This is a genomic window from Azospirillum sp. SYSU D00513 (genome assembly GCF_017356015.1).
GTDB lineage: Bacteria > Pseudomonadota > Alphaproteobacteria > Azospirillales > Azospirillaceae > Azospirillum.
In genome coordinates, this window is record NZ_JAFIQV010000034.1 from 1 (window position 1) to 11,971 (window position 11,971).

An 11,971-nucleotide genomic window follows, 5' to 3' on the forward strand; every position below is an offset into this window, starting at 1 on the left:
CCCAGGCGCTGACGAACTCGCTGATCGCCTTGAGGATGCCCGAGGAGGTGCCGTCCGTGTCGAGATGCGAAGAAGTGAGATAGGCCATGATGTCTCTCCAGCGTGTGTCCGTCGTTCTTTGGAGAGAACATAATCTGGTATACGCGATACCAGAATCGCAAAACCCACAATGCAGCGTAGCACAAACGCATGACTGCACCCTTTGGGGTTGCTGAAATTCAGCAATCGGAACTGTCAGCGTCACCAGCGGAACTGTCCGCTATGTCTGCTCCCGATGTGCGATAAGGCTGCTCTGCTGCTGGATTCCAATGGCCGGCATCGCTCCTCTTCGCACTTGGCCGTGCCGCACGGAGGGCCCCGTCCTGCTTGGGTCCTCCTCCGCGCCGATCCGGCTCAGACCGGATATCGCCTTCCGGCCCCGGCGGCGCAGGGCCCATCCTTGTCACGCCAGTCCAGCCGCCGTTACGGCCAGGATCAGGCTTGTCTGTGGCTCTCACCTTGGCCGTGGATGTCCCGACTGGCCCGCCGTCTCCCTGCCGCTTCCCGGCGGCGGGTCATTTTCCCCACGCTTTAGGGCTTCGGGTTCGACCGCCGCGGACATGTCGCGGCTAGACGGACCCACCCTTCCAGCTCCTGAACCAGGCCAAGCCGCCCGAGCGTAGCGGGGCTTCCGAGCAATCGGGATAAGGGCAACTGCAGGACGGAAAACGGCATTCATCGCCATTCAGGTCATTCGAGCGGATCGCCAGCTCGTAACGGCGGCCACTCAATTCGTCGGGCGAGGCTCTGCCCAGCAGCGCCTCGCGATCCAGCATCTCCCTGAGCTGCGCCAGGGTTCGGCGCTCCATCTCGTCTCCATACCCCATGACCACTCTCGTTTGGTCTCCGGTCCGGATAGCAACAGGGAGCGCGGCCCATGAGCGCGCCGGAAAGATCCTCGGGGACCCTTTGGGGACGGGCGAGCTTCAGAAACCGTCCTTCAGCTCGGACAGGCTGGGCTGCTTGCGGTCCTTGTCGGAGAGCAAAGCCTTTTCGGCGGAAACGGGCCACTCGATACCCAGTTCGGGGTCATTCCACAGCAGGCCCCGATCGTGCTCGGCCGAATAGAAGTTGGTCACTTTGTAGATGACCTCGGTGTCAGGTTCGAGCGTGCAGAAGCCATGGGCGAAGCCGATCGGGACCAGGATCTGGTTCCACTCCTCGGCGCTGATGACCGCGCTGACATGCTGGCCGTAGGTGGGGGATCCCCTACGGATGTCGACGGCCACGTCGAGGATGGCGCCCTTCACCACGCGCACCAGCTTGTCCTGGGCAAAGGGTGGAAGCTGGAAATGCAGCCCGCGCACCGTTCCCACCTCGGCGGAAAGGGATTGGTTGTCCTGCACGAAGTCGTACAGCAGCCCCGCGGCTTCGAATGCCTTCTTGTTGTAGGTTTCCGAGAAGAAGCCCCGGCTGTCACCGAACTTCTTGGGGTGGATGATCTTCACCTCGGGAATGGCAAGGGCAACGACGTCCATGATCAGGTTCTTCCTATCGAAATGGCTTGGAATGCGGCAGGAAAGCCGGTGATGAGCGCAGAGATGCTGTGATGCAGTTTCCGGTCCATCCGCGCTTACGAGCGCGGCGCGAGCGACAAGTAGCCCGACGTCAGCAGCAGGTCCTCGACCATTTCCATCAGCGCATGGCCGGCGGTAATGTGCGACTCCTGGATGCGGGCGGTGTCCGCGGAGGGCACGACGAAGGCGATCTCGCAATCGGCCAAGGCCGGTCCCCCATCTCCGCCCAGGAAGCCCAGCGTCAGGATGCCGCGCCGCTGCGCGGCCTTGAGGGCCCGGATCACGTTGGGGGAACGGCCCGACGTGGTGATGCCCAGCAGCACGTCGCCCGGCTGTCCCAGCGTCTCCACCATCCGTTCGAACAGCACCTCGTAGCCATAGTCGTTTCCGCAAGCCGTCAGGGTCGAGCTGTCCATGGTCAGGGCGATGGCCGGCAGGCCCTGCCGGTTGACCGAGGAGCGCAATCGGACCAGCAGTTCCGCCGCGAGATGCTGCGCGTCAGCGGCGGAGCCGCCGTTGCCGCACAGCAGGAGACGGCCACCCTTCGACAGCGCATCGGCGAGGCGCAGGGCCATCACCGCGAGGCTGTCCAACTGGCCGGACTCCAGAACCGCCTTCTTCGTGGCGATCGAGCCCTCGAAAAGTGCGCGGGCCTGCGCGGCGAGATCCGGGATGTTCCTAGAGGACACGGCTATTCCAATCTTCCTGGCTTTCACGCGACCAACCGGCCGCGCGCGGCCGGCAGACTAGCAAAGGGCGGAACCATCCGTTACCGGCTTTCGAGATCGGCCGGGGCGAAGGCCGCCCGGAATGCGCGGTAGGACAGCGGGGTCTCCATTACACCCCCCGATACCGTGTTCACGGCCGCACGCTCCAGCTTCTTGGAGTCGGTCAGGTGCAGGATTCCGATGGGATGCAAGGGAGCCCCAGGATCGCAGAGCAGCCCCCGCGACGGATCGAGAAGCGGCCTGTGGGTGGTGACGTTCCAGTTGCAGGACTGCGGCAGCAGGGAGAAGGAGACCTTCCGGTCGAGGATGGCGAGGTTGAGCGCCTGCTGCTCCACCAGCCAGGTCTTGGCACCCGGCCTTAGCCCCCTGGCCAGATAGGCTTGCCACACCTTCCAGACGGGGGATTCGGCGGAAAGAGCGAACACGCCCGTGTTTACGATCAGCTTCTTGGCCCGTTCTGCTCCGTCTTCGCCGAAGCATTCGGTGTAGCAGTGGGCAACCATGGCCCGTATTCGCGCTGCATCGATGATGGCGCCACCGGTGGGGAGCTGCACGGGCTCCATCACGTCGAGATCCTCGGCGGCCAAGGCCACGCGATGTCCGACCGCGGCCTCTTTCATCCGTTCCAGGCAGGACGCGTCCTGCACCCAGGCGTCGGCGTCGATCCACAGATAGGTGTCATATTCCGGGAAATGGTCCGGCAGGAACGGGCGTGCGGTCATCGCCTTGAACCAAGCCGGCGTGGCCGCCTGGTTCGGAAAGGGAAGATCCCAACCCGGCCGCTTCAGGATGACGCCGCGTCGCTCCAGGCCAGTCGCCTGTTCGAGGGTCAGGCCGAGATCGAGCACGGCGACCGCGTGGCGGGCAAAGACCCCGCCATCCTCCAGCGAGGCGATCAAGCCGTCGAGCAGCCGGAAATATCCCTGGTCGGCCGCGCTGACAACCACACTCCTTGGCATGCGAAAGCTCCTGTAAGGCCGTCCTCCGAATCCCGGCGGCCTTGCGACGTCCGCCGCACCATATCGCCTTTCCCGCGGGCCGGGATCCGTGAATTGGAAAAAAACCCAGCCGTCTTTCCGGACGAAGTCCTCAAAAGCTTGGGAGTTCACGTGGGTTGTTGTAAAAACCAGCCGTTCGCATTTTTGGATCGGAAGCGGCTCATGTCCGTCAACAGCGGTGCGGCCTACATCGACGCGCTCGTGCAAGGCCTGGACTATCGGTGGAACGTTGGCAGTCCAGTGGGTACGCCCGTGGCGTTGACCTACAGCTTCATGTCGTCAGCACCGTCGAACGCCGATGCGGAAGACCGGAACGGCTTCCAGCAGCTGACCGAGGTCCAGAAGGCTGCGGTCCGGACCGTGCTGGCCGAATTTGCCAGGGGCTCCAGCCTCACCTTTGCCGAGACGATCGATGTGGCGGGGGTGAACCTCCGGTTCGGCGCGAACTCCCAGGGAACCGTGTCGGCGGCCTACGCCTATCTGCCTCACTCGACCGAGGCCGGAAATGGCGGGCAGGTCTATCTCAACGCCGACGATCCCAGCATGCAGGCCATCGCGCCGGGCGGCTACGGCTTCTCGACGCTTCTGCATGAGACTGGCCACGCGCTGGGGCTGAAGCATCCCGGCAACTACAACGCCGGCGACGACAGCGCAACGGCGGGCACGCCGCCCTTCCTTTCCGCGGCCGAGGACAATACGAACAACACCGTGATGTCCTACACCGACCTGTCCTCCCTCCAGCCCATGACCCTCATGCGCTACGACATAGCGGCGCTGCAGTATCTCTATGGGGCGAATAGCGGCACCAACGCGGGCAACGACATCTACAGCTTCCCCGCCTCTGCTGGCCTTTCCACGCTGTGGGACACCGGCGGGACGGACAGCCTCGACTTCTCCAACCAGACCCTAGGGGTTCGGGCCGACCTTGCCCCCGGCGGCGTCTCGTCCGTCGGCGCGCTCGACAACGCCCTGGCCTCGGGCAATCTGTCCATCGCGTTCGGGGTGATCATCGAGAACGCCACTGGCAGCGCCCATGCGGATTTCGTCATGGGGAACACGGTAGCCAACCGCATCACCGGAGGCATGGGCGGAGACACGCTGCATGGCGCCGGAGGCGGCGATCTCCTGGCGGGCAACGCCGGCCAGGACCTGCTGTACGGCAACGCCGATCGCGACACGCTGTTCGGCGGCGCCGACGACGACACGCTCTATGGTGGCCAGGGCGACGACGCGCTGAGCGGCGACAACGGGTCCGACCGCATGATGGGCGACCTCGGCAATGACCTGCTGGTCGGCAACGCCGGAGCCGACACGCTCTACGGCGGCCGCAACGAGGACACGCTCTACGGCGGCGCAGGCGATGATTGGCTGTCCGGGGATCTCGGCAACGACTGGCTGAGCGGCGACCTCGGCGCCGACACGCTGGCCGGCGGTGGCGGGGCCGATCTTTTCGTCTTCCGCTCAGGCGGCAACGCAGACCTCGTGGCAGACTTCTCCTTCGCCGACGGCGACCGGCTGGCGGCTGGCGGACGGACCTGGACGGTGGCCGACGGAGCGGCAGGGGCAGTCGTGAACTTCGGCCTCGGCGACACCGTCACCCTGGCCGGCATCGCCGCGCGGCAGGTGAACCAGGCCTGGTTCGCCGCCTGAGCCCGTAATCCGCCGCTGCCATGCGACGCCCTTCGAACCATTCCGGTGCATGGAATGGCGCGACCGTTCCTCAGCAATTCTCGCTGTCCAAACCTACTTTACTAGGATAGAACAGATTCAGACCAAATCCTTCCTGGCGAGCTATAATGTTCCTTGACATATTGAAAAAATTTCGTCGCGCCCGCACAGAGCTTCATTCAATTTACCAGGTAATAACGGCCCAGCGAGGGCTGATGGAAGCTCAGCAGGAACTTGTCCTGGCTCAAAAAGAGCAAGGGGCAGAGTTGGTCGCGCTGAAGGATGCTGTCCAGAACGTAAGAGTGGTTTTGGAGGGAATCCCGCCTCCCGCGCCGACCACCTGGGTTCCGCCGGGGCATTTCTACTCCCCGATCGTCGACACAGTGGAATTGGCCAAACGGCGCAAGGCCGTGTTCGACCGGAATCAGGCGCCGGTCGACGTCGATATGCGCGAGGCCGAACAGCGCGCCCTTCTCGCCAGGATGAAGCCCCATTACGATCGGCTGCCCTTCGCCGATGAAAGGCGGGATGGATTGCGTTACCAGTATGTCAACGGCGCCTTCAGCTATGGCGACGCGATCATCCTGGCCTGTCTGCTGATGGAGTTGCGCCCGAAACGGATCGTCGAAATCGGTTCGGGTCATTCATCCTGCGTCACGCTCGACGTGAACGACCTTTTCCTCGACGGCTCGACCGAGGTTACCTTCGTCGAGCCTTATCCGGACCTGCTCCATAGCCTGATGAAGCCAGGTGACCGTGAGCGCTATCCGGTGATCGCGACCCCCGTCCAGGACTTGGACCTGTCCGTTATCGACCGGCTTTCCGCCGGCGACATTCTGTTCATCGACTCCACTCACGTCGCAAAAGCGGGCAGCGACGTCAATTTCGAGTTCTTCACGATCCTGCCGCGCCTGAAATCCGGCGTTTATATACATTTCCACGATATGTTTTACCCGTTCGAATATCCGGAATCCTGGTTCTTCGAGGAAAACCGGTCCTGGAACGAGCTTTACCTCATGCGCGCCTTCCTGGCGGGCAATCGGGACTATGAAATCGTTTTTTTCAACCACTTCATGCAGCTCCGCCACGGGGCCGAGATGGCGGCACTGATGCCCGATTTTTCTAAGAACTGCGGCGGCAGCCTATGGCTGCGCAAGGTCTGAGCCGTCGCAGGGCCTTCCGCATGGCTTCATAGGTTCGGCAGGCCGGGTGGGAGCCCGGCCTGCCGAACCTCCCCAAGTGCAGAGAGCTGTGGGGGTGCATCGAAGGAGAAGGCGCCTAGCCTTCCGCCGCTTGTCCGTCTGCTCCTGCCGTTCCTGCCATCGCCTACCCCCATATTGGGGGCCGTTGGAACCGGCAAGAATGGGGGAGGGATATGGACAGGCCCGGTGATCGCTTCAGCGTCGATCCTTACAGCCTGCCGGCACCCCAGTCGGGCGTCTGGACCAGCAACCAATCAGCCGGAACGGGCCGGCCGGCGGGGGTACTTCCGCAGGTGCCCGCCGGCTTTGAGGTCACGGTCTTCGCCGAGGGGCTGGGCCGCGCGCGCTGGATTGAGGTCGCGCCCAACGGCGACGTGCTGCTGTCGCGGCCGAACAATGGCGACGTCCTCGTCCTGCGCGACGGCGACGGCGATGGGCGGGCCGACTCCGTCTCGACGCTCGCCAGCGGCTTCTCGGTGCCGCACGGCATGGCGGTCGGTGCCGGGGGGCTCTATGTCGCCGACGTGAACGCCGTATGGCGCGTGCCCTACACGCCGGGCGACACTGCGGCATCGGGCGCGCCGGTAGCCCTGACGCCGACAGGCGCCCTTGGCGGCACCGCCGGGCACACATCGCGTTCGCTCGCGCTGAGCCCGGACGGAACATCCCTCTATGTCGGCATCGGATCCGAGAGCAACATCGCGGAGGAGTCGGCGCCGCGCGCCACGGTGCTGCAGTTCGACAGCAACGGAGGCAACGGGCGCGTCCTGGCGAGTGGGCTGCGCAACCCCGCCGGGCTAGAGTTCGACCCGCGCACCGGCGCGCTCTACGCCACGGTGGTGGAGCGCGACGGCATGGGCGACAATCTGGTTCCGGATTACGTCACCCGCGTGCAGTCCGGCGGCTTCTATGGCTGGCCCTACGCCTACATCGGACCCAACGCGCAGCCCGGCATCACGGCGCGTCCCGACCTGGTTGCCCAGACCATTATTCCCGACGTGCTGTTCGAGGCCCATTCGACGCCCATCGGCCTGACCTTCTACAGCGGCAACCAGTTTCCGGCCGAGTACCGGGACGACATGTTCGTCGCCATGCGCGGCTCCTGGAACGCCTCTGAGACCCGCGGCTTCATGGTGGCCCGTGTGAACATAGAGAATGGGGTTCCGGTGAACGGGTACGAGGCCTTCATGACTGGCTTCGTGCTGAGCGAGCGGGCGCCCGTGTCGGTCTTCGGGCGGCCGACCACGGTGGCGGTCGCCGGAAACGGCTCCCTGCTGGTCGGCGACGACATCGGCGGCACCATCTATTCGGTGCGCTACACCGGCGCTCCCGGCGCCAATGCGGATGCCAACATCCTGACCGGCGCCGCCGGGGCGGACAACCTCATGGGGCTGGGCGGCGGTGACACGCTCTATGGCGCTGGGGGCGCCGACCTCCTGGCGGGCAACGCGGGCCGGGACCTGCTGTACGGCAACGCCGACCGCGACACGCTGTTCGGCGGCGCCGACGACGACACGCTCTATGGTGGCCAGGGCGACGACCTGCTGAACGGCGACAATGGCTCCGACCGCATGATGGGCGACCTCGGCAACGACCTGCTGGTCGGCAACGCCGGAGCCGACACGCTCTACGGCGGTCGCAACGAGGACACGCTCTATGGCGGCGCAGGCGATGACTGGCTGTCCGGGGATCTCGGCAACGACTGGCTGAGCGGTGATCTGGGCAATGACACGCTGTCCGGCGGCGCCGGGGCCGATCTCTTCGTCTTCCGCTCAGGCGGCGGCGCTGATCTCGTGGCGGACTTCGCCTTTGCCGACGGCGACCGGTTGGCCATTGGCGGACGGGCCTGGAGCGTGGCCGATGGAGCGGCGGGGGCCGTCCTGGACTTCGGCTCCGGCGACACCGTCACCCTGGCCGGCATCGCCGCAGGGCAGGTGAACCAAGCCTGGTTCGCCGCCTGACGGGGGCTCCGCCGCCGACCTGATCTCCTTTTGCTTTTCCCTTCAGGGCCGCTTCGGAAACGGAGCGGCCTTTTCCATTTTCGGCCGCAGTCCAACCGCCGTTCCGGAGCCATGTCCTCGCCGGCCGAAGAATTGCGCCCAAGATCAAGCTACCACTGATTTTCTCGTGAGAATTCAGTGATAACGTTGTTGGCGGAGAGGATGCGTTAAGACAATGGGCGTCAGAACTTCTGGATAGCTCCCTCAGGAGGGCGCCATCAGGTCGAGTTTCTAGACGATGCAATTCTCCTCTTGCGTGTGTGCCTTCTGTGCCGGGACGCCCGGCTCCACTCAGCCCAGCTTCGTCCGGACCGGCGCCGGTTCGGATCCATTCAAGGCGGGCATAACCACGGGTTCCGGAAGCCCCGGCTACATCACCTATGGCTGGCGCTGGGGCGGCATGGCGGATCTGGGAAACACTGCGCAGGTCACCTGGAGCTTTGCGCAAAGCAACCAAAACGGCCAGCCGGGTGGCGCCTTCGACGCTCCGCTCGACGCCGATCAGCAAGGCGCCGTCCGAGCGGCCCTGGCCCGTTGGGAAGAGGTGTGCCGGATCGATTTCGTGGAGGCCGGCGCGGATTCGGCCTCCGTCGGCCTCCGCTTCGGCATGGATGCGATGGACGGCCAGAACAACGTGCTCGGCCAGTGCAGCTATTTCTACAACAACGGCGCCTTCGTCAGCACCTTCGTCCGTTTCGACAGCGCGGAAAGCTGGAGCTATGCCGGCTCCGGAAGCGCGCCGGGCGGGACATACTCCTTCTACACGGTGGCTCTGCATGAAATCGGCCACGCCATCGGCTTGGCTCACAGCAGTTCCCTGAGCGCCCTGATGGCCCCCGCCTACAATTCCTCCCGTCTCGACCTGCAGGCCGAGGACATCGCGGGCGGCGTGTATCTCTATGGAGCAACAGGGGGAGACTCCGGCGCGTCCGCGCTCGCGGACGGCGGCACAGCGGCGCCCCCGCAGCCCTCCCCGGTGCAAGCGGGCACCCACCTGAGCGGCACCGGCATCGCCGATGGCATAATGGGCCAGGCGGGGAACGACACCATCCTTGGCGATGGGGGGAACGACACGCTTTCGGGAGCCTCCGGCGCGGATCTGGTCTTCGGAAACCAGGGTAACGACCTCCTGTATGGCGGCGATGACGCCGATACGCTGTTCGGCGGACGCGACGGCGACGTGCTGAACGGCGACAACGCTTCCGACCGCCTGATGGGCGACCTCGGCAACGACCGGTTAGACGGTGGCGACGGTTCCGACACGCTCTACGGCGGCCGCAACGAAGACACGCTGCATGGCGGCGCCGGCGGCGACTGGCTTTCCGGGGATCTCGGCAACGATTGGCTGAACGGCGGTGCCGGCGCCGACCTCTTCGTGTTCCGCGCGGGCGGTGGGGTCGATCTCGTGGCGGATTTCGCCTTCGCCGACGGTGACCGGCTGGCCACCGACGGGCGGGTCTGGAGCGTGGTTGATGGGGCGGCGGGAGCGGTTGTGGACTTCGGCTCCGGCGACAGCGTCACTCTGGCCGGCGTCGCTGCGGGGCAGGTGAATCAAACTTGGTTCACCGTCGCCTGACCTTGATGTCCACCAGCCTCTGGAGTCGAGACGGCAGGGCTTCTGCGCACAAATCGGGTTGAGGGCAGAAGCCGCCTGCACCCAGCGGTGATAAGGTGAACCGCACCGGGTTTGCCGGAGGCAGTTTGTGTTGAGTCACGCCGCCCTGGCGACGTCCTTGGTTTGAGCATAGTAGCGCGCTTCGGCCTCGGCGGGAGGAATGTTGCCGATGGGTTTGAGGAGACGCCGGTGGTGGAACCAATCCACCCATTCCAGGATGGCGAACTCGACGGCTTCCAGGATGCGTCATGGCCCGCGGCGCCGGATCAGCTCGGTCTTGTAGAGGCCGTTGATTGTCTCGGCCAAGGCATTGTCGTAGCTATCACCGACGCTGCTCACGGAGGGCTCGACCCCGGCCTCCGTAAGACGCTCGGTGTACTTGATAGCGACACGCGCTCCAGCGCTTTGATCCGCTCCTGCTCATCCGTCGTTGGGCCCGGCCGTTTGTCCTGGTCGCGTTCGGCCTGGCGGACCCAACCCCGCAACGTCTCCGCTGTGCAGTCAATCTTCCGCGATCGAGCTGATCGCCGCCCATTGCGGGGCGTGCTCGCCTTCATGCTCGAACACCATCCGAACCGCGCGCTCGCGGACTTCAGGGGCGTATTTGGGTGATGCTTGCTTCGTCATGATGACCCCACTTCTTCAGAAAATAGAGCCTCCGGCAAAGCCGGCGCGGTTCACTCCTCCTACGCTGAAAAGCATGCAAGACCAATCCGTCACGGCGTTCGCTTGTATCGGAAGCAATATGATTTTTTGGAAATAATCAGACTTTTGGCCGAATATCAGCGAAATGCACGATGCGGCACCGGACCTGGAGAACCGCCGCCGCAGTCGCAACGGTCGCAATCGCCTTTACGGACACCGGCAGGCGGGCACCGTAAAAAGGGTCGCCGTCATCGGCGGTGCTTCGCTATCCTGACGCGGTCGTAGCGTTCGAGGGATCATGACGGTTCCATCTGTGGAGGCGCTGTGCCGCGTAGGAATCGCGCGGCACGACCGTGGTGAACAGGCTCAAGCGTTGGCCGCGTTGCGCCGCGCCGCCAGCATCAATCCCCAGGATGCCAGAGCGCTGACCGGCTTGGCTTGCGTGTTGGACACCATGGGCGACTGGCTGATCGGGCTGCGCCATCACACCCGTGCCTTCGTCGCCTGTCCGACCCCAGCCGCGGCCGTCAACCTCGCCATGGCGCTGCTGCTGCACGGCCGGTTCCAGGACGGCTGGGATCTCTTCGAGGGGCGCTTCGTGCTGTCGTCGTGGTCCGGCATGGTCAGCCGCGACAGCCTGCTGCGCCACGCCGGACGCCGCCTTCGCCCTGGCGTGGCGCTGGCCGGGCAGCGGATCGTGGTATTCACCGAGCAGGGCTTCGGCGACGCGCTCCAGTTCGTGCGCTATGTGCCGCTGTTGGGCGCGGCGGGCGCCCGCGTGACGCTGGTCTGCCCGGCGGCGCTGCACCGGCTGTTCGCCGCCCTGCCCGGTGTGGAGCGCGTGCTGGCCCCGCCCACCGCGGGCGTGTCGCTCAACCTGGACGCCCTGCCGCACGACTGGCACGTCGCGGCCATGAGCCTGCCCTGGGTGTTCGGAACCACACTGGATAGCGTTCCGTCCGTCACGCCGTACCTGAGACCGTCCCCGGAAGCCATCGCGGCATGGCGGGCGCGGCTGCCCGATGACGGGCCGCTGAAGGTAGGCTTGGTATGGGCCGGGAACCCGCGCCTGCATCACCTCACCGATCGCCAGCGCAGCCTGCCGCCGGAGCGGCTGGGGGTGCTGGCGGGAATCGGCGGGCTTCGCTTCGTCAGCGTGCAAAAAGGCGATGCAGGCCAACCACCCGCCGGGCTGGCGCTACTCGACCCTATGGCGGGCGTGACGGACTTTGCTGACACCGCGGCGCTGATCGCCAACCTGGACCTCGTGGTCACGGTGGATACGTCGGTCGTGCACCTCGCCGGGGCGCTGGGCAAGCCGGTGTGGCTGCTGTCGCGCTTCGACGGGTGCTGGCGCTGGCTGCTCGAGCGCGAGGACAGCCCCTGGTATCCGAGCCTGCGTGTGTTCCGCCAGCGCGCGCCAGGGGATTGGGACAGCGTGCTGGAGAGGGTCGCGGTAGAACTCGCTGCCGTCGCCCGCCGTTGCCCGCGGTGGTCAGGGGCTGACGTGAGGGCGTGATCCGGTGGACGCACCGTTTTTATGAGGTATACCCTGGCAG

General features: G+C 65.3%; 10 protein-coding genes and 2 pseudogenes. 5 read left to right on the plus strand and 7 right to left on the minus strand.

The features are described from left to right. The 5 genes and pseudogenes from JUB11_RS22600 to JUB11_RS22620 form a co-directional block, all read right to left on the minus strand. Positions 1 to 244, minus strand: a pseudogene (locus tag JUB11_RS22600) (hypothetical protein); the annotation flags it as partial. A 364-nt stretch (positions 245 to 608) separates the two neighbouring features. Next, positions 609 to 848: a hypothetical protein gene (locus JUB11_RS22605; RefSeq protein WP_207461045.1), complete on the minus strand. Its 240-nt coding sequence runs from the start codon at positions 846 to 848 to the stop codon at positions 609 to 611. A gap of 117 nt (positions 849 to 965) precedes the next feature. Beyond that, entirely contained in the window at positions 966 to 1,517 is a 552-nt protein-coding gene (rfbC, locus tag JUB11_RS22610; RefSeq protein WP_207461047.1) for a dTDP-4-dehydrorhamnose 3,5-epimerase, read from the minus strand. 95 nt (positions 1,518 to 1,612) lie between these two features. Next, positions 1,613 to 2,245 (minus strand): D-sedoheptulose 7-phosphate isomerase, encoded by a 633-nt coding sequence (locus JUB11_RS22615; protein WP_348771492.1) that lies wholly within the window; start codon positions 2,243 to 2,245, stop codon positions 1,613 to 1,615. An 80-nt stretch (positions 2,246 to 2,325) separates the two neighbouring features. Next, positions 2,326 to 3,231: a hypothetical protein gene (locus tag JUB11_RS22620; protein ID WP_207461049.1), complete on the minus strand. Its 906-nt coding sequence runs from the start codon at positions 3,229 to 3,231 to the stop codon at positions 2,326 to 2,328. A gap of 213 nt (positions 3,232 to 3,444) precedes the next feature. Here JUB11_RS22620 and JUB11_RS22625 point away from each other — a divergent pair, with 213 nt between their 5' ends. From JUB11_RS22625 to JUB11_RS22640, 4 genes are all read left to right on the plus strand, one after another. Then, the gene (locus tag JUB11_RS22625) at positions 3,445 to 4,932 is read left to right on the plus strand and encodes a M10 family metallopeptidase C-terminal domain-containing protein (RefSeq protein ID WP_207461050.1); all 1,488 of its coding nucleotides are present in this window, start codon (positions 3,445 to 3,447) and stop codon (positions 4,930 to 4,932) included. Positions 4,933 to 5,165: 233 nt separating this feature from the next. Further along, on the plus strand, positions 5,166 to 6,113 hold the full coding sequence (locus tag JUB11_RS22630; RefSeq protein WP_207461051.1) for a class I SAM-dependent methyltransferase: 948 nt from the start codon (positions 5,166 to 5,168) through the stop codon (positions 6,111 to 6,113). A 212-nt stretch (positions 6,114 to 6,325) separates the two neighbouring features. Continuing rightward, positions 6,326 to 8,113 carry a PQQ-dependent sugar dehydrogenase gene (locus JUB11_RS22635; protein WP_207461052.1) on the plus strand — a complete coding sequence of 596 codons (1,788 nt, stop codon included), beginning with the start codon at positions 6,326 to 6,328 and terminating at the stop codon, positions 8,111 to 8,113. Positions 8,114 to 8,552: 439 nt separating this feature from the next. Further along, a complete protein-coding gene (locus JUB11_RS22640) occupies positions 8,553 to 9,728 on the plus strand; it encodes a matrixin family metalloprotease (protein ID WP_207461053.1) in 1,176 nt (391 codons plus the stop codon). A gap of 135 nt (positions 9,729 to 9,863) precedes the next feature. On the opposite strand, the pseudogene JUB11_RS32910 reads toward JUB11_RS22640, so the two are convergent. Together JUB11_RS32910 and JUB11_RS33255 are read right to left on the minus strand one after the other, a co-directional pair. Next, positions 9,864 to 10,157, minus strand: a pseudogene (locus tag JUB11_RS32910) (integrase core domain-containing protein); the annotation flags it as partial. A gap of 111 nt (positions 10,158 to 10,268) precedes the next feature. Further along, positions 10,269 to 10,394: a hypothetical protein gene (locus tag JUB11_RS33255; protein ID WP_282189140.1), complete on the minus strand. Its 126-nt coding sequence runs from the start codon at positions 10,392 to 10,394 to the stop codon at positions 10,269 to 10,271. A 316-nt stretch (positions 10,395 to 10,710) separates the two neighbouring features. Between JUB11_RS33255 and JUB11_RS22650 the strand changes: the two genes are divergently transcribed. Beyond that, complete coding sequence (locus JUB11_RS22650) at positions 10,711 to 11,931, plus strand: glycosyltransferase family 9 protein (RefSeq protein ID WP_207461054.1); 1,221 nt, start codon at positions 10,711 to 10,713, stop codon at positions 11,929 to 11,931. Positions 11,932 to 11,971 lie beyond the last annotated feature (40 nt).